Below are 16,999 nucleotides of genomic sequence, written 5' to 3' on the forward strand. Positions count from 1 at the left end.
CGCAATCCTATTCGGGCCGTCGCGCGCGCGGCGCGAGAATGACTCTGCGATATAGTGAGTTCACTATGCCACTATCCCAAGCAGAGCGGCCGCTCTATGAAGTGAAGGCGAACCTGTTCAAGGGGCTGGCGCACCCGCTGCGCATCCGCATCCTCGAAGTGCTGTCCGCCTCGCCCGAGGTCTCAGTGGCCGTGCTGCAGCAGGAGACGGGGTTGGCGAATCCCCATCTGTCCCAGCATCTCGCCGTGCTGCGGCGGTACCGGCTCGTCGTCTCGGAGCGACGCGCGAGCCACGTCTACTACCGCCTCGCCGACCCGCGCACGGCGGAACTGCTCGCGGTCGCGCGGGCGCTGCTGCTGGGCATCCTCGAATCCGACGGCGCACTGCTGGACGATGCGCGCGTGCTGGCCGCCCTGCCGGACGCCCTCGGGTCGCGCGGATGACGGATCCCGCCCCGGTGCGCGACGCCCCTGCGCCCACCCGCGGCCGCCGCATCGCCCTGCAGGCTCTGAGCCTGATGCCCGGCACCCGGGACTACCGCCGGCTGGGACGCACCTGGCGCGCCGACCTGCTCGCCGGCCTCACCGTCGGCATCGTCGCCCTGCCGCTCGCCCTCGGCTTCGGCGTGAGCTCGGGCGTCAGCGCCGAGGCCGGGCTCGTGACGGCCATCGTGGCAGGCGTGCTGGCCGCGGTGCTCGGCGGTTCGAACGTGCAGGTCTCGGGCCCCACCGGCGCGATGGTCGTGGTCCTGCTGCCGATCGTCGCCGCCCACGGCGTCGGCGCCGTCGCCCTGGTCAGCGTGATGGCGGGCATGATCGTGCTGGCTGCGGGCGTCCTGCGCATGGGAAGGGCGATCTCATTCATCCCGTGGCCGGTGATCGAGGGCTTCACTCTGGGAATCGCCGTCATCATCTTCATGCAGCAGGTTCCGCTGATCGCCTCACCCCAGCCGGTGCGCCCGGGCGCGCACAGCTCGAACGCGATCATCGCCGCCGCGCAGGCGCTCGCAGCGGCCGACCTCGCGTATCTGCCGTGGTCGCTCGGCGCCGTCGTCCTGGTCGTGCTCGTCATGGTCGTCGCGCCCCGGATCCACCGTGCCCTGCCCGGGTCGCTGATCGGCATCGTCGTCGTCACCGCGCTCGCCGTCGCGGTGCACGCTCCCCTGGCCGTCATCGGATCGCTGCCGAGCACGCTGCCGGTCCCCAGCCTCCCGACGCTCGACCCGCACACCGTGGCGCAGCTGATCATGCCCGCGCTCACCGTCGCAGCCCTCGCCGCGATCGAGTCCCTGCTGTCGGCGCGCGTCGCGGCGTCGCTGGCCGACACCGGCGGCTACGACCCCGACCGCGAACTCGTCGGCCAGGGCATCGCGTCGATCGGCTCGGGACTGTTCGGCGGCATGCCGGCGACCGGAGCGATCGCGCGCACGGCGGTCAACGTCCGTTCCGGCGGCCGTACGCGGCTCGCATCGGCGTTCCACGCCGTCGTCCTGCTGGCCGTGGTACTGGTCGCATCGGGTCCCGTCGGCCGCATCCCGCTCGCAGCCCTCGCGGGCGTGCTGATGGTCACGGCGGTGCGCATGGTCCGCGTGCAGACCATGCGGTCGATCCTGCGGTCGACGCGCTCGGACGCCATCGGCTTCGTCGTCACCGCCGTGGTGACCGTGTCGGTCGATCTGATCGTCGCCGTGGTGATCGGGGTGCTCTGCGCCGGCTTCTTCGCGATCCGCAACCTCTCCCGCGCCACCGAGATCCGCCGTGAGGCCATCGAGGGCGAATCGGTCCCCGGCGACGAGAGGATCGCGGTCATCCGCTTCGACGGGCCGCTGTTCTTCGCCGCCGCCGACCGCGTGTTCGACGCCGTGACGGCGGTCGCCGGCGCAGAAGTCGTGATCCTGCGCATGTCGCAGCTCGAACTCGTCGACGCCACCGGCGCCCACATCCTCAGCGACATCGTCCAGACCCTCGAGCGACGCGGTGTCACCGTGCTCATCAAAGGAGTCCAGCCCGGCCACGAGGACCTGTTCCGCACGGTCGGCGTCCTCGACGCGCTGCGTCACCACAACCACCTGTTCGCCGTGCTCGCCGACGCCGTGGATCACGCCCGCTCGCACATCGCGCGCAACGGGATCACCGGAAGAGCATAGGCTGGTGAGGTTGTCACCGCCGCCAGCAGCGACGGTCGCGGCATCCATCCACCCATACCCACGGGAGCATCGCAGTGCCTGGAGAGAACCTCACCCGCATCGAAGCGCAGGAGCGCCGTGCCGTCGTCGACACGCAGGAATACGACGTCGTGCTCGATCTGACCGGGGGGCCCGAGGTCTTCCGCTCGACCACCACGGTCCGCTTCGCAGCCACCGAGGGCGCGGCGACGTTCATCGATCTGCTCGCTCGCGAGGTGCACTCGATCACGCTGAACGGCCGGTCGCTCGATCCTGCGACCGTGTACGCGGATTCCCGCATCGCCCTGGACGGGCTCGCCGCACAGAACGAACTGATCGTGGACGCCGACTGCATGTACACGAACACCGGTGAGGGCCTGCACCGCTTCGTCGACCCGGTCGACGGCGAGGTCTACCTGTACTCGCAGTTCGAGGTGCCCGACGCGCGCCGCATGTACGCGGTGTTCGAGCAGCCCGATCTGAAGGCGGGCTTCCAGTTCACGGTCACCGCGCCCGCCGGCTGGAAGGTCATCTCGAACTCGCCGACGCCCGCGCCTGCGGCGGTGGATGCCGAGACCGCGACGTGGACGTTCACCCGCACGCCGCGCATCTCGTCGTACATCACGGCGCTCGTGGCCGGTCCCTATGAGGCGACGTACTCGGAACTGACCAGCGCCTCGGGCCGCGTCATCCCCCTCGGCGTGTTCGCGCGCAAGAGCCTGTGGCAGTACATGGACGCGGAGTACATCTTCGAGAAGACCCGCGAGGGCTTCGCGTACTTCGAGGGCAGGTTCGGCGTGCCGTACCCGTTCGAGAAGTACGACCAGATGTTCGTGCCCGAGTACAACGCCGGCGCGATGGAGAACGCGGGCGCGGTCACCTTCACCGAGACCTACGTGTTCCGCAGCAAGGTCACCGACGCCGTCAAGGAGCGCCGCGTCGTCACGATCCTGCACGAGCTGGCCCACATGTGGTTCGGCGACCTCGTCACCATGAAGTGGTGGAACGACCTGTGGCTGAACGAGTCGTTCGCCGAGTGGGCGTCGACGATCGCCACGGCCGAGGCCACGGAGTGGACGCAGGCGTGGACCACGTTCAACGCGATGGAGAAGAGCTGGGCCTACCGGCAGGATCAGCTGCCCTCGACGCATCCGGTCGTCGCCACGATCAACGACCTCGAGGACGTGCAGGTCAACTTCGACGGCATCACATACGCGAAGGGCGGGTCTGTGCTCAAGCAGCTGACCGCCTGGGTCGGCATCGACGAGTTCTTCGCCGGGGTCGCCGCCTACTTCCAGAAGCACCAGTGGGGCAACACCGAGCTCAAGGACCTGCTCGCCGAGCTCGAGGTCACCAGCGGCCGTGACCTGTCGGGCTGGTCGAAGAAGTGGCTCGAGACCGCCGGCGTGAACACGCTCTCGCCGCTGATCGTGGATGACGCCGACGGCGTGATCACCCGGTTCGGCGTCGTGCAGACCGCACCCGCGGACTACCCGACCATCCGCCCGCATCGCCTCGGCATCGGGTTCTACAACCTGAAGGATGACGCCCTGGTGCGCGTCCACCACATCGAGCTCGACGTGGACGGCGACCGCACCGACGTCCCCGAGCTGAAGGGCCTCAAGCGCCCCGACCTGGTGCTCCTGAACGACGACGACCTCGCCTACGCGAAGATCCGGCTCGACGAGACGTCCCTGGCCACGGCGATCGGCCACCTCGACGAGATCAGCGACCCGCTCGCCCGGTCTCTCGTGTGGGGCGCCGCGTGGGACCAGACGCGCGACGCCGAGGCATCTCCGAGCGACTACATCGACCTGGTGCTGGGCAACATCGGCGCCGAGACCGAGTCCACCACGATCCGCACGACGCTCAGCCAGCTGCTGCTTGCGGCGAACGCCTACGTGGCGCCGTCGCACCGCGACCAGACCCGCGAGCGGGTGGCGGACGGCCTGTGGGCGCTCGCCGAGGCGGCCGAGGGCGGCAGCGACAGCCAGCTGCAGCTGGTCACGGCGTTCGCCGCGGCGGCCGCCACCGACGCCCAGTGGGACACCGTGCGGCGGCTGCGCGACGGCGAGGTGCGACTGCACGGACTCGAGATCGATGCCGACCTGTCGTGGCAGCTGCTGATCTCGCTCGCCGCCGGCGGCACGGTCACCGCCGACGACATCGACGCGGCTCACACGGCCGACAACACCGCCAAGGGCGCGGAGTTCGCCGCCCAGGCGAAGGCCGCACTGCCCGACGAGGCATCCAAGCAGGCCGCGTGGGACAGCCTGGTCGTGCGCGACGAGCTGCCGAACACGGTGGTGCGGGCCGCGGCGGCCGGTTTCGTTCACCCTGCCGGGGTCGCGACCCTCGAGCCGTTCGGCGAGCAGTACTTCGAGATGCTGCTGCCGGTCTGGAACGAGCGGACCTACCAGATCGCGAACTACCTCATCAGCGGCCTGTACCCGGCCCCGTTGGCGAACACCGAACTGCGCGATGCGACGCGCACCTGGCTGGCCGACCACCCCGACGCCCCGGCGGCCCTGCGCCGCCTGGTCGCCGAGAACCTCGCCGGCGTCGAGCGGGCCCTCACCGTGCAGGCCCGCGACGCGCAGGACTGATGCGACACCGCACTGCGGTACCGGTTCCGGTCATGTGAATCGGTACCGCAGGCGGATGCGGGATGCCGCGGCCGCCCGATAGCGCATGACCCTGGTCCGCTGCGCCCGACTCGTCGCAAGAGCACCCAGGCCCCGGCAAGCCGCCGCTCGTTAGGATCGGAGCGATGCCCAACCTGATCGGAATCCTGACCGCCGCCGCCGCGTCGGCTGACAAGCCCACCTTCTGGGAAGACGTGCTGAGCAACCTCATCCACGCGGGTGTGCTCGTCGCCGGCGCGATCGGCATCGTCATCGGCGCCGTGGTCATCGCGTGGCTGCTGCGCATCCTCATCCGGCGCGTCGTCACCCGCATCGTCAACGGCGCCAAGAGCAAGGCGCAGGTGCAGGACACACAGGCGATCGACCGCTCACCCCTGGCGGCGGTGCGCATCGTGCAGCGCACCCGCACCCTCGGGACGATCCTCAGCAACATCGTCAACGTGCTCATCGCGGTGATCGCGATCATCCTGATCGTGAACCTGCTGTTCCCCGGCATCCTCGGCTCCTTCGCGCTGCTGACCGCGGCCCTCGGCGCCGGCCTCGGCTTCGGCGCGCAGAACATCGTCAAGGACGTGCTCAACGGCATCTTCATCGTCGCCGAGGACCAGATCGGCATCGGCGACGTCGTGGACCTGGGTCTTGCCACCGGCGTCGTCGAGTACGTGAGCGTGCGCGTCACGCACGTCCGCGACGTGAACGGCACGCTCTGGTACGTGCGCAACGGCGAGGTCACCCGCATCGGCAACATGGCCAAGGGCTGGTCGCGCGTGATCGTCGACGTGACGGTGCCCGCCGATGCCGATGTCGCCGCCGTCGAGAAGCACATGCTCGACACGGCGACCCAGCTCACCAAGGACCAGGCCTGGCGCACGCGGATCACCGGCTATCCGGAGCTGTGGGGGCTGCAGACCCTGGCCGACGAGACGCTCGTGCTGCGGGTGGTCCTGAAGACCCGCACACACGCCAAGGACGACGTGGCCAGCGAGCTGCGCATGCGCCTCAAGCGCGACATGGAGGATGCCGAGCTCGCGCTCAGCGGCGTCGCATCGGTCGTGCTCGAGGGTGCCGAGGGAGCGCAGCGGGTCCGCGGCGCGCACCCGCCCATCACCAAGCCCCAGCCGGTGGTGTGGAAGCCGAAGAAGTCCGGCAAGAAGCGGGGCCCGACCCCGCCCGAGGAGAAGCCATGACCGACGCCCAGCCGCTGAGCTTCTTCGACGAGGTCGGCGGCCACGCCGTGTTCCAGAAGCTCGTGCACGAGTTCTACCGCGGGGTGCGCACCGATCCCGTCCTCTCGCCGATGTATCCGCAGGACGACTTCGACGGCGCCGAGGAGCGGCTCACGATGTTCCTCGAGCAGTACTGGGGCGGGCCCACCACCTACAGCCAGCGGCGAGGACACCCGCGGCTGCGCATGCGCCACGTCGCGTTCCATGTGAACCCCGACGCGCGCGACCGCTGGCTGGGCCACATGCGCGACGCGCTCGACACCCTGCAGCTCCCGCCGCTGCACGACGCGACCTTGTGGGATTACCTGCAGCGGGCGGCCCACTCATTGGTCAACACGTTCGAACCGACCCCGGACGTCGCCTCGTGATCGGCGACGCCGCGCACTCGACCGACCTGCTCGTCGTCGGGTGGGGGCTGTCGGGGCTCGTTGCCGCCGCCGAGGCCGCCGCCGCCGGCAAGCGGGTCGTGATCGTCGATCAGGAGCCGCGCACGAACCTCGGCGGCCAGGCGTGGTGGTCCTTCGGCGGGCTGTTCTTCATCGACTCGCCCGAACAGCGCCGCTTCGGCATCCGCGACTCTCTGGAGCTCGCGCGCCAGGACTGGTTCGCGACCGCCGGTTTCGACAGGGACGAGGATGCCTGGCCCCGCCGCTGGGCGGAGGCGTACCTGCAGTTCGCCCATCACGAGAAGCGCGCGTGGCTGCGTGAAAAGGGCGTCGGCTTCTTCCCGGTCGTCGGCTGGGCCGAACGCGGCGGCTACACCGCGACCGGGCCCGGCAACTCGGTGCCGCGCTTCCACATCACGTGGGGCACAGGGCCCGGCCTGGTCGCCCCGTTCCAGGCCGCGGTCGAGCAGGCCGAGGCGACCGGTCGCATCACGATCCTCCCCCGGCACCGGGTGACCGCGCTGACCTCGTCCGACGGCACCGTGACGGGAGCCGCCGGCGACATCCTCGCCCCGACCGGAGCCGCCCGCGGAGTGGCCACTGCACGCGAGGTCGTCGGCTCGTTCACGGTGACCGCGACCGCGACCGTCGTGTCGTCGGGCGGCATCGGCGGCAATCACGACCTCGTGCGCCGCAACTGGCCGGCACGGCTCGGCACTCCCCCCGACGCGATGATCACGGGAGTGCCGGCGTATGTCGACGGGTCGATGCACGCGATCGCCGGCACCGCGGGCGCGCGCCTGATCAACGGCGACCGGATGTGGCACTACGTCGAGGGGGTCCAGAACTGGGATCCGGTGTGGCCGGGTCACGGCATCCGGATCCTTCCCGGGCCCTCGTCGATCTGGCTCGATGCGACCGGACGCCGGCTGCCGGTGCCGCTGTTCCCCGGCTACGACACCCTGGGCACCCTCGCGCACCTGCGCGCGACCGGCCATGACCATTCCTGGTTCGTGCTGTCGCAGAAGATCGTCGAGAAGGAGTTCACCCTCTCGGGCAGCGAGCAGAACCCCGACCTGACCGGCAAGGACCTGCCGCTGCTGGTCAAGTCCCGGCTGGGCAAGGGCGCCGCCGGCCCCGTGCAGGCCTTCCTCGACAAGGGCGCCGACTTCGTCGTCCGCGCCGACCTCGACGAGCTGATCGCAGGGATGCAGGCGCTGCCCGGCGGCGAGCTGCTCGACCCCGAGCGCGTGCGGTTCGAGGTCGAAGCGCGCGATCGCGAGATCGACAACGACTTCACGAAGGACGCCCAGATCGCAATGCTGCGCTCCGCGCGCTCGTACCGCGGCGACAAGCTGATCCGCACCGCGACGCCGCACCGCATCCTCGACCCCGCGGCGGGACCGCTCATCGCCGTGAAGCTGCACGTGCTCACCCGCAAATCCCTGGGCGGCATCGAGACCGATCTGCAGTCGCGGGCACTGGGCGCCGACGGCCGGCCGGTGCCGGGGCTGTACGCGGCCGGCGAGGCGGCGGGGTTCGGCGGCGGCGGCGTGCACGGGTACCGCGCGCTCGAGGGCACGTTCGTGGGCGGATGCCTCTTCTCGGGCCGTGCGGCGGGCCGGGCGGCCGCAGCCGCCGTCTGAAGTCTGCCGCAGCCGTCGGAGCCGTGCGGCGACGCGCCGACCGCGCTACGCGACGGGCTCGCGTGCGCCGGTGGCCCGCACGCCGGTCATCCCGACGTGCAGCGGTCCGCGCAGCAGCACGTGCCCGCGGCGCAGCGTGATGCGGGTCCAGCGGCCGGACGTGCGCACGTCGGCGGCCTCGCTCTCGGCGCCCAGGAACCCGAGCAGGTGCGCGACGAACGCGACACCGCGCGGAAGGCGGCCCAGTGCGTCATCGGGCTCGTTCCAGACCCTGGCGCGCACGGCCTGCACGAGCGGGTCACCGGGGTCGTCGGGCAGGGCGTGCGCCACCGCCGACATCCCCCACTGCGCACGCTCGACGAGGGCCGCGCTGCCCAGCGTTCCCTGCAGCGTCCAGGGCCCGCGCGGGGGCTCTGCGGCGGCCCACAGCGGCGTCTCGAACCCCGTCGCCGGGAGCACCACCGCAGCGGGATCGTCGCCGGCGACGACGAGAGCGGATGCCTCGACCACGACATCGCATTCGAGCTCCGGATCGACCGGGAGGATCCGCATCCCCATGATCGTGGGGGTGGCATCCAGCAGCCCCTGACGCAGCAGCGGCGCGGCACTGGTCGCGAGCACGCCTGCGGCGGCGCGCAGGTGCACCGCACCGTCGCCCGCTCGGGCAGCGCGGCGCGCGAAGGTGACGATGTCGGCGGCGGCACCGGCATCCGGGAACAAGAGGCGCTCGGGCATCGGTTCTAAGCTAGTCGACGTGACCGACGCCGCAGCCCTTCCTGCCGATCCGATCGCCTCGCTGCTGGCCGTGCTCGACCTCGCCGGCTCCGACGCCCGCACGACCGAGGACATCTTCGTCGGCGTGTCGCAGCCGATGCCGCTCGGCCGCGTCTACGGCGGTCAGGTGCTCGCCCAGTCGATCGTCGCCGCGCAGCGCAGCGTCGCCCAAGGCCGCATCGCGCACTCCATGCACGGCTACTTCCTGCGCCCCGGCGACGCGTCGCAGCCGATCACGTTCGCGGTCGACCGCATCCACGACGGCCGTTCGTTCTCCACCCGGCGCACACAGGCGTTCCAGAACGGGGTGCCCATCTTCTCGATGATCTCGTCGTTCGAGGACGACGCGCCGGGGCTCGAGCACCAGGCCCCGATGCCCGAGGTTCCGGGTCCCGACGAAGTGCCCGACGACGTCGAGCAGATCGCGACGCTGCACCCGCTCTCGCAGCGGCTGCTCACCGACCGGCCCGTGCACATGCGGCACATCTCGTCGCCGATCTACGCGGACGTCGACGGAGAACGGGTGCCCCACCAGGCCGTGTGGATGCGCACCCGCCGCCCGCTGCCCGACGACCCGGCGATCCATCGCGCCGCCCTGGCCTATCTCAGCGACATGTCGATCCAGGAATCGATCCTGCGCGCGCACGGCATCTCGTGGGCCACGCCCGGGCTGAAGGTCGCCAGCCTCGACCACGCGATGTGGTGGCACCGGGAGGGGCGGGTGGACGAGTGGATGCTGTACGTGCAGGAGTCCCCGAGCGCCCGGGGCGGGCGGGGCCTCGCCCAGGGGCGGATCTACTCGCAGGCGGGCGTGCTGATCGCCTCCGTCGCGCAGGAGATCATGGTGCGCGTTCCCGACGCCGGCTGACCCTGGCGACGGGGCCCGCTCAACGGCGGTGGGCGTATCTGATCGGCGGGCCGCCGTACGGCGCCCACGCCTCGCGCTCGACCGCGTTCAGACGCAGCGGACGCCCGGTCGCGGCATCCACCTTCACGACGACGGTCGTGGAGCGGGCGTACACACGCTGCCCGCCCTCTCCCGCGGTCTCGGTCGGCGAGCACACTTCGTAGCAGACCTCGAAGCTCGAGCCGCCGATCTTGCCGAACCACAGCTGCACGTCGAGCGGGTGCCGCTGGTAGGGCACAGGCGCGAGGTACTCGATCTCCTGGCGCGCGACGAGGGTCAGGACGCCGCTGCCCAGCCCCGAGTCCAGGACGGCCGTCGGCGGGGCGTCCTCACCCGCCTCCGGGACCCACAGTGCCCGCACCCGCGCCTCTTCGAGCAGCTTGAGCATCGACGTGTTGTTGACGTGGTTGTACGCGTCGAGGTCGGCCCAGCGCAACCGGATGGGGATGTGCAGACGGCGTCCCACCGCCTCCGCGCGGGTGCCGGCAACGGGAGCGGTGTCAGTCACGGGTCAGCTTGCGGTACGTCGAGCGGTGCGGAGCGGCGGCCTCAGGACCCAGGCGGTCGATCTTGTTCTTCTCGTACGCCTCGAAGTTGCCCTCGAACCAGTACCACTTGTCGGGGTCCTCTTCGGTCCCCTCGTAGGCGAGGATGTGCGTCGCGATGCGGTCGAGGAACCACCGGTCGTGGGTGACGACCACGGCGCAGCCGGGGAACTCGAGCAGCGCGTTCTCGAGCGACTGCAGGGTCTCGACGTCGAGGTCGTTCGTGGGCTCGTCGAGCAGCAGCAGGTTGCCGCCCTGCTTGAGCGTCAGCGCCAGGTTCAGGCGGTTGCGCTCACCGCCCGACAGGACGCCGGCCTTCTTCTGCTGGTCGGGTCCTTTGAACCCGAACTTCGAGACGTATGCGCGCGAGGGTATCTCGGTCTTGCCGACGGTGATGATGTCCAGGCCGTCCGAGACGACCTCCCACAGGGTCTTGTTCGGGTCGATGCCGCCACGGCTCTGATCGACGTAGCTGATCTGCACGGTCTCGCCGATCTTCAGGTCGCCGCCGTCGAGATTCTCCAAGCCGACGATCGTCTTGAACAGCGTGGTCTTGCCGACGCCGTTGGGACCGATCACGCCGACGATGCCGTTCGGCGGCAGGCTGAAGCTGAGGCCGTCGATCAGGGAGCGACCGTCGAAGCCCTTCTGCAGCTTCTTCGCCTCGATCACGACACTGCCCAGGCGCGGTCCCGGCGGGATCTGGATCTCTTCGAAGTCGAGCTTGCGCGTGCGCTCGGCCTCGGCCGCCATCTCTTCGTAGCGTGCGAGGCGGGCCTTCGACTTCGCCTGGCGCCCCTTGGTGTTCGAGCGGACCCAGTCCAGCTCGTCGGCCAGGCGCTTGGCGAGCTTGGCGTCCTTCTTGCCCTGGACGTCGAGGCGCTCGGCCTTCTTCTCCAGGTAGGTCGAGTAGTTGCCCTCGTAGCCGATGAGCCGGCCGCGGTCCACCTCGGCGATCCACTCCGCGACGTTGTCGAGGAAGTACCGATCGTGGGTGATGGCGATCACGGCGCCGGGGTACTTCTGCAGGTGCTGCTCGAGCCACTGCACGCTCTCGGCGTCGAGGTGGTTGGTGGGCTCGTCCAGCAGCAGCAGATCGGGCTTCTGCAGCAGCAGCTGCGTCAGTGCGACGCGCCGCTTCTCGCCGCCCGAGAGGTTCGAGACCGCGGCGTCTCCCGGGGGCGTGCGCAGGGCGTCCATGGCCTGCTCGAGCTGCGAGTCGAGATCCCAGGCGTCGGCGGCGTCGATCTCCTCCTGCAGCGTGCCCATCTCGGCCAGCAGCGCGTCGAAGTCGGCGTCGGGGTCGCTCATCAGGGCCGAGATCTCGTTGAAGCGGTCGAGCTTCTTCTTGATCGCGACGCCCTGCTGGATGTTCTCCAGGACGGTCTTGGACTCGTCGAGCTCCGGCTCCTGCATGAGGATGCCGACCGAATAACCGGGAGAGAGCATCGCCTCGCCGTTGGAGGGCTGGTCGAGACCGGCCATGATCTTCAGGATCGTGGACTTTCCGGCGCCGTTCGGACCGACCATGCCGATCTTCGCGCCGGGCAGGAACGCCATCGTGACGTCGTCGAGGATCAGCTTCTCGCCGACCGCCTTGCGGGCACGGACCATCTGGTAGATGTACTCAGCCAAAACGCACTCCCTGGGTGATGTCGCCGGGCGCGACATCAGCCTCCCAGCCTACCCGTCCCACCCCGCCTCGCCCGCCGGGCGGGTCTCACCAGTCGATGGGTCGCGTCGCACCCAGCAGGCAGGCGCCGTCGGCGAGTCCGGGGAGTACCACTGTGACGGGCGAACCGGTATCGGGGCCCACCTGTCCGACGAGGCACTCGCCGTCCTTCCAACGCACAGAGAACTGCAGGCTCTCGGCGGCATTGCCGACGGTCGAGCGATCCTCGGTCACCTGCATGGCCTTCTTGTCGAATCCGGCCGCGACGAGCGCGTCGACGTAGGCGCGACCGTGCGCGCGACCGGGGCCGTGCCAGACGCGCTCGGTGACCGCCCGGAAGACCGCCAGGTTCTGCTGTGCCGACCCGCCCGGCACCAGCACGGCCGCCGACGGCGAGCGCGACGGGTGTGAGGGGTGCGAGGGGGACGGACCGCCATCGACGGCAGCCGAAGACGCGGCCGAACGGGCCGGGGTGTCTGGCGCAGTCGCCGCGCAGCCCGCAGACACGGCCAGGCCGGCTGCGAGCACGCAGATCGCCGCGATCACACGAAACCGCGCCGGGCGGGTCGCAGACGTCAGCACGCACCGAGTCTAGGACAGACGCCCGACCCGCTCCGGCGCCGATCACACTCAGAAAGGTGCATCGGCGAGCTCGGGCGTGCCCGTCGCCGCGGTCTCGTCGACCGTCTGCTCGCCCGGTGCCGCCTGGCCCGGCGCGCCACCCGGAGCAGCCGTCTCCCACTGATCCGTGGCGGCGGCATCGGGCGTCCCGCCCGTCTGCTCGCCCGGCACGTTCCAGCTCGCGGCGCCGTTGCGCCGGGTGTAGCTGGTCGTCCCCCACAGCAGATCGTGGCCGACCCCATCGGCGTCGATCTCGACGCTCAGCCCCTTGCCCTTCTGGTTCTCCCATTGGCGCAGCTTGAGCCGCCCCGTCACGATCACGCGATCGCCCTTGTGCAACGACGCGAACGCGTGATCGGCGAGCGAGCGGAACGCCGACACCTGGTACCAGTTCGTGCCCGACTCGACCCAGCTGTCCTTGTCCTTGTCGTAGTGCCGCTGGCTGCTGGCCACCCGGAACGTCGTCACCGTCGTCCCGTTGGTCGTCTGGCGCCGCTCCGGCTCAGCGGCAAGATTGCCCACGATCGTGATGTTGTCGCTCATCTCACTGTCCTTCCGAATCACTCCGGAACATCCGGTCGGTCGCTCCGGCGCCCCGTGCCCGTCGGACGCCGGAGCTGATCCCACCCTGACGGGAGCGGCTGACGCCTGGGAGCCGGATCGCACGATCTGGGGACAACACGGACGAATCGAGGTCTCAGTGCGTTCTGGGGAGGAGGCGGCGAACCGGCTGTCGGACGCCCGGGAGCCGATGTCCGAGGTCGGACATATCTTCGAGAGCGGAGGTCATCATGCTCGCTTCGCTCCCCTTCGCTCCCTCGCCGCGCCTGAGGCCCGCCACGCACGCCAGGCTCACCGCGATCGGCGCCGGGCGATGGCGGGTGCTCGACGACTCGGGCGTGATCGTCGGCCACGTCGATGCGCGACCTGATCCGCGGGGCACGCGCTACGTCGCCCGCCGGTACCACCCCGCGTCGCGCGCGTTCCTGGAGCGAGGCGCGTTCTGGTCCATCGACGACGCCGTCGGCAGCCTGCTCCGATAGCCGCTTCCCGGCCGACGGCGCCAGCCGATCTCAGTGCTGCTCGAACCTCGGCCAGTCGCTGCCCGGGGGCATCGCCGAATGGAGCGCCGCCTTTGCGACATCCATCGTGGGGTATGTCCCCACGGACTCGTCGGCACCGGCGATCGTCACGGAAAAGCCGTCGTCGACCGCACGGATGATCCCGGCGACACCCGTGGCGCCATGCGCCACCCATACGCCATGTCCACTCTCCGACATCTCGAGCCTCCTTCCCGCACTGCCGACCGTACGCCGGGGCGTGGGGCGACGCCACCCCGGTTCCGCTGTGCCGCCCGGGCCGGGTAGCCTTGTATGGTCCTTCCCTCCGTAGCTCAGGGGACAGAGCGAGCGGTTTCTACCCGCCAGGTCGGGGGTTCGAATCCTCCCGGAGGGGCCTTTTCACGGGGTGCGTGCGGCGCCGCCCCGTATGCCGTCGGAGCCCGTCATTAGGATGAATTCATGGCGACAGCTTCCGAGAACGACCGAATCGTCTGGGTCGACTGCGAGATGACGGGCCTCGACCTGGCGGTCGACGAGCTCGTCGAGATCGCGGTGGTCGTGACGGACTTCACGCTCACGCCGCTCGATGCCGGGTTCCAGCTGGTCATCAGGCCGGGCGATACCGCCTTGGCGAACATGAACGAGTTCGTCACCAAGATGCACACGACGTCGGGGCTGATCGAAGAGATCCCGCACGGTGTGTCACTCGCAGAGGCCGAAGAGCGCACCCTCGCCTACATCAAGCAGTTCGTGCCGCTGGGCGGCAAGGCTCCGCTGGGCGGCAACACCATCGGCACCGATCGCATGTTCCTGGCGAAGTACATGCCCCGCGTCGACGGGTGGCTGCACTACCGCAATGTCGACGTGTCGAGCATCAAGGAACTCGCCCGCCGCTGGTATCCCCGCACGTACTTCAACGCACCCGTCAAGGATGGGGGCCATCGCGCGCTGGCCGACATCCTGGAGTCCATCCGCGAGCTCCACTATTACCGCCGCGCCGTCTTCGTGTCTGAGCCCGGGCCGACGAGTGACGAAGCCAAGGCGCTGTCGCAGACCGTCGTGTCGGAGTTCGCCCCGAAGGTGTAATACAATCGTGTGGTTGCCTGCTCCGGCAGGCACATGGTGGGTATAGCTCAGTTGGTAGAGCACCTGGTTGTGGTCCAGGGGGTCGCGGGTTCAAGTCCCGTTACTCACCCCAGTCGTGGGGTGCGGGGCGTGCTGCCGGCGGTGAGAACCGCTCGCAGGGCGCCCCGCGGCCGTTTCCCCTCTCCGCCTTCGGCGGGTATGCACGCCCGACTTCCAACCCTGCGAAGATGGAACACGTCCCCGCATATCCGACACAGGAGCCCACCGGCCGATGATGCAGATGGATGCCGCCGCATTCGAGAACCTCGTCGTCGACGAGCTCGATCGGCTGCCCGATGACATGGTCGACGGCCTCGAGAACGTCGTGTTCGTCGTCGAAGATCGCCCCGAAGACGGCGATCGAGATCTGTTCGGACTGTACGAAGGGTGGTCGCTGACCGAGCGCGACCGCTACGGCGGAGGCGAGCTGCCCGACCGCATCATCCTGTACCGCGAAGCGCATCTGGACGCGTGCGACGACGAAGAGACGCTGCGCGACGAGGTGCACACCACCCTCGTGCACGAGATCGCCCACTTCTACGGCATCGACGACGACCGGCTGCACGAACTGGGGTGGGCATGACCGTGCTCGCCACTCCCGACACCCGCCAGGACGTCGACCTGAACGACGCCGTGAGCCCGGACCGCCCCTGGCAGACGGTCGTGTGGAACGACCCGGTGAACCTCATGAGCTATGTCGTGCGCGTGCTGCGCGAGTACTTCGGCTATCCCCGCGACGTCGCGACGCGCCTGATGCTCGCGGTGCACAACGACGGCCACGCCGTGGTCGCCGAGGGTCCGCGCGAGCAGATGGAGCTGCACGCCCAGGCCATGCACGACTACGGCCTGTGGGCCACGATCCGGAAGGCGCCCCAATGAGTCGCACCGTCGTGATGGAGATCACCCACATGGAGGCGGCGCACCTGGCCGGTCTCGTTCGACAGTTCCGCGATCTGCTCGACGGATTCGGGCAGGATGCCGCGGCTCCCGCCGATCCTGCCGTCGCGCGTCTCGTACCCGACGCCTATCCCGGCGACGAGGCGGCCGGGCGCCAGTTCCGGGACCTCACCGAGAACGAGCTGCTCGCCCGGCGCGATCGGGATGCGCAGGTGGTGCTGTCGACGCTCGGCGACCCGGCGGCGGACGACGCCCGCACCGACACGTTCGTCGTCGACCTCTCGGCGGCTCAGTGCGAAGCGTGGCTACGGACGCTGGCCGCACTCCGGCTCGTCCTCGCATCGCGCCTGGGCATCAGCTCCGAGACCGACCACGACGACGACCCGCGGTTCGGGATCTACGAGTGGCTCGGCTACCGTCTCGAGCTGCTCGTTCAGGCCGCCGACGACTGAGGCTCACGGCAACCGGAAGACGTGGCTCGCCAGCTCCTGCGGGGCGTCGCGACGCACGTGCCGTTTCTCCTGAGCCGCCCAACGGTCCCAGAACGGCCGGTAGCCGTCGCCGTCGCGATCCAGCGCCCGGTGCTTGCGCTGCTCGTCCGGCGCGTCCAGCCACACCGTGACATCGGCCAGCGGCGCCGAGCGGGGTGTCAGGATGCCCGAGCCTTCCACCACCAGCGGCGCATCGGGAGCGACGGTGTGGTCCTCTGCCGGACGATTCGCCACCCAATCCCACCGGGGCCAGGTCGCGAGCTCGCCACGGCGATACGGCGCGAGAATGCGGTCTCGGGCCAGGGCGGCCCCGGCATCCAACCCGTCCCAGCCGGGATACAGCGCATCGAGGGCGACCAGCTGCACGCCGTCGACCGGCCAGCGGTCCACGAGCAGGTGCGCCAGCGTGGACTTCCCCGCACCGCTGCGTCCGTCGATCAGGACGACGGCTCGCGCGTGCGCGGCGGCCGCCGTGAGAATCTCGCCCGCGGCGGCGTCCAGCGCTTCGGCGAGCCGACTACTTCTTGAGGGCGCGGATGACACGTGCCAGTGCCCGCCCGGCGACCCAGACGAACGGGATCGCGACGGCGAGGAACGACACGATGTTCGGCTCGAAGCGCAGGTCGTCGCCGCGACGGACGTAGGCGCCGATCGGCACCGCGTATCCGCCCCCGCCCCCACCGCTCGCGCCGTCCTTGTTCTCGGCACCGCCGAAGCCGGTCCAGCTCAGTGCGACGGGGATGACGCGGATGCCGTCGAGGTCCTGCTGCTGTCCGTATGCGCCGTTCACGCCGAAGGACGCCGCCTGCTTGCCGAGCTCGAGTGAGATGTTGGGCATG

20 protein-coding genes and 2 tRNA genes are annotated in these 16,999 nt (G+C 70.0%); 14 read left to right on the top strand and 8 right to left on the bottom strand.

What is annotated here, in order from left to right; translation table 11 throughout:
- Positions 1-65 precede the first annotated feature (65 nt).
- The 6 genes from AC3RX0_RS06415 to AC3RX0_RS06440 all read left to right on the top strand — a co-directional run bounded on the left by AC3RX0_RS06415 (position 66) and on the right by AC3RX0_RS06440 (position 8,067).
- On the top strand, positions 66-443 hold the full coding sequence (locus tag AC3RX0_RS06415) for an ArsR/SmtB family transcription factor (protein ID WP_491505082.1): 378 nt from the start codon (positions 66-68) through the stop codon (positions 441-443).
- On the top strand, positions 440-2,146 hold the full coding sequence (locus AC3RX0_RS06420) for a SulP family inorganic anion transporter (protein WP_491505083.1): 1,707 nt from the start codon (positions 440-442) through the stop codon (positions 2,144-2,146). Before AC3RX0_RS06415 ends, AC3RX0_RS06420 begins: the two co-directional genes overlap by 4 nt.
- 74 nt (positions 2,147-2,220) lie before the next feature.
- Positions 2,221-4,770: an aminopeptidase N gene (gene pepN / locus AC3RX0_RS06425; protein WP_491505084.1), complete on the top strand. Its 2,550-nt coding sequence runs from the start codon at positions 2,221-2,223 to the stop codon at positions 4,768-4,770.
- A 164-nt stretch (positions 4,771-4,934) separates the two neighbouring features.
- Positions 4,935-5,996 carry a mechanosensitive ion channel family protein gene (locus AC3RX0_RS06430; protein WP_491505085.1) on the top strand — a complete coding sequence of 354 codons (1,062 nt, stop codon included), beginning with the start codon at positions 4,935-4,937 and terminating at the stop codon, positions 5,994-5,996.
- Positions 5,993-6,403 (top strand): globin, encoded by a 411-nt coding sequence (locus AC3RX0_RS06435; RefSeq protein ID WP_491505086.1) that lies wholly within the window; start codon positions 5,993-5,995, stop codon positions 6,401-6,403. Before AC3RX0_RS06430 ends, AC3RX0_RS06435 begins: the two co-directional genes overlap by 4 nt.
- Positions 6,400-8,067: an FAD-binding dehydrogenase gene (locus AC3RX0_RS06440; protein WP_491505087.1), complete on the top strand. Its 1,668-nt coding sequence runs from the start codon at positions 6,400-6,402 to the stop codon at positions 8,065-8,067. The genes AC3RX0_RS06435 and AC3RX0_RS06440 overlap by 4 nt, the downstream gene beginning before the upstream one ends.
- 45 nt (positions 8,068-8,112) lie before the next feature.
- Here the strand turns inward: AC3RX0_RS06440 and AC3RX0_RS06445 are convergent, their stop codons facing one another.
- Positions 8,113-8,802: a DUF8185 domain-containing protein gene (locus AC3RX0_RS06445; protein ID WP_491505088.1), complete on the bottom strand. Its 690-nt coding sequence runs from the start codon at positions 8,800-8,802 to the stop codon at positions 8,113-8,115.
- A gap of 52 nt (positions 8,803-8,854) precedes the next feature.
- Between AC3RX0_RS06445 and AC3RX0_RS06450 the strand changes: the two genes are divergently transcribed.
- A complete protein-coding gene (locus tag AC3RX0_RS06450; protein WP_491505397.1) occupies positions 8,855-9,709 on the top strand; it encodes an acyl-CoA thioesterase in 855 nt (284 codons plus the stop codon).
- Between the two features lie 19 nt (positions 9,710-9,728).
- Here the strand turns inward: AC3RX0_RS06450 and AC3RX0_RS06455 are convergent, their stop codons facing one another.
- The 4 genes from AC3RX0_RS06455 to AC3RX0_RS06470 all read right to left on the bottom strand — a co-directional run bounded on the left by AC3RX0_RS06455 (position 9,729) and on the right by AC3RX0_RS06470 (position 13,129).
- On the bottom strand, positions 9,729-10,256 hold the full coding sequence (locus AC3RX0_RS06455; RefSeq protein ID WP_491505089.1) for an acyl-CoA thioesterase: 528 nt from the start codon (positions 10,254-10,256) through the stop codon (positions 9,729-9,731).
- Positions 10,249-11,928: an energy-dependent translational throttle protein EttA gene (gene ettA, locus AC3RX0_RS06460; RefSeq protein WP_491505090.1), complete on the bottom strand. Its 1,680-nt coding sequence runs from the start codon at positions 11,926-11,928 to the stop codon at positions 10,249-10,251. Before ettA ends, AC3RX0_RS06455 begins: the two co-directional genes overlap by 8 nt.
- An 85-nt stretch (positions 11,929-12,013) precedes the next feature.
- On the bottom strand, positions 12,014-12,547 hold the full coding sequence (locus AC3RX0_RS06465; RefSeq protein WP_491505091.1) for a DUF6993 domain-containing protein: 534 nt from the start codon (positions 12,545-12,547) through the stop codon (positions 12,014-12,016).
- Between the two features lie 48 nt (positions 12,548-12,595).
- Positions 12,596-13,129 carry a single-stranded DNA-binding protein gene (locus tag AC3RX0_RS06470; protein ID WP_491505092.1) on the bottom strand — a complete coding sequence of 178 codons (534 nt, stop codon included), beginning with the start codon at positions 13,127-13,129 and terminating at the stop codon, positions 12,596-12,598.
- Between the two features lie 248 nt (positions 13,130-13,377).
- On the opposite strand from AC3RX0_RS06470, the gene AC3RX0_RS06475 reads away from it, so the two are divergent.
- The gene (locus AC3RX0_RS06475; RefSeq protein ID WP_491505093.1) at positions 13,378-13,629 is read left to right on the top strand and encodes a hypothetical protein; all 252 of its coding nucleotides are present in this window, start codon (positions 13,378-13,380) and stop codon (positions 13,627-13,629) included.
- Positions 13,630-13,659: 30 nt separating this feature from the next.
- On the opposite strand, the gene AC3RX0_RS06480 is transcribed toward AC3RX0_RS06475, so the two are convergent.
- A complete protein-coding gene (locus AC3RX0_RS06480; RefSeq protein ID WP_491505094.1) occupies positions 13,660-13,866 on the bottom strand; it encodes a methyltransferase in 207 nt (68 codons plus the stop codon).
- A 102-nt stretch (positions 13,867-13,968) separates the two neighbouring features.
- Here AC3RX0_RS06480 and AC3RX0_RS06485 point away from each other — a divergent pair.
- From AC3RX0_RS06485 to AC3RX0_RS06510, 6 genes are all read left to right on the top strand, one after another.
- A tRNA-Arg gene (locus AC3RX0_RS06485) sits at positions 13,969-14,041 on the top strand.
- Between the two features lie 65 nt (positions 14,042-14,106).
- Positions 14,107-14,733, top strand: coding sequence for an oligoribonuclease (gene orn / locus AC3RX0_RS06490; protein ID WP_491505095.1), 627 nt, complete (start codon positions 14,107-14,109; stop codon positions 14,731-14,733).
- Positions 14,734-14,769: 36 nt separating this feature from the next.
- A tRNA-His gene (locus tag AC3RX0_RS06495) sits at positions 14,770-14,845 on the top strand.
- A gap of 162 nt (positions 14,846-15,007) precedes the next feature.
- Positions 15,008-15,355: a metallopeptidase family protein gene (locus tag AC3RX0_RS06500; protein ID WP_491505398.1), complete on the top strand. Its 348-nt coding sequence runs from the start codon at positions 15,008-15,010 to the stop codon at positions 15,353-15,355.
- Positions 15,352-15,651 carry an ATP-dependent Clp protease adapter ClpS gene (gene clpS, locus AC3RX0_RS06505; protein ID WP_491505096.1) on the top strand — a complete coding sequence of 100 codons (300 nt, stop codon included), beginning with the start codon at positions 15,352-15,354 and terminating at the stop codon, positions 15,649-15,651. Before AC3RX0_RS06500 ends, clpS begins: the two co-directional genes overlap by 4 nt.
- Positions 15,648-16,121 (top strand): DUF2017 family protein, encoded by a 474-nt coding sequence (locus tag AC3RX0_RS06510; RefSeq protein WP_491505097.1) that lies wholly within the window; start codon positions 15,648-15,650, stop codon positions 16,119-16,121. The genes clpS and AC3RX0_RS06510 overlap by 4 nt, the downstream gene beginning before the upstream one ends.
- A gap of 3 nt (positions 16,122-16,124) precedes the next feature.
- Here AC3RX0_RS06510 and AC3RX0_RS06515 read toward each other — a convergent pair whose 3' ends face one another.
- A complete protein-coding gene (locus AC3RX0_RS06515) occupies positions 16,125-16,703 on the bottom strand; it encodes a nucleoside/nucleotide kinase family protein (protein ID WP_491505098.1) in 579 nt (192 codons plus the stop codon).
- Positions 16,678-16,998, bottom strand: coding sequence for a hypothetical protein (locus AC3RX0_RS06520; RefSeq protein ID WP_491505099.1), 321 nt, complete (start codon positions 16,996-16,998; stop codon positions 16,678-16,680). Before AC3RX0_RS06520 ends, AC3RX0_RS06515 begins: the two co-directional genes overlap by 26 nt.
- Position 16,999 lies beyond the last annotated feature (1 nt).

It is taken from the genome of Microbacterium sp. W1-4-2, assembly GCF_058349885.2.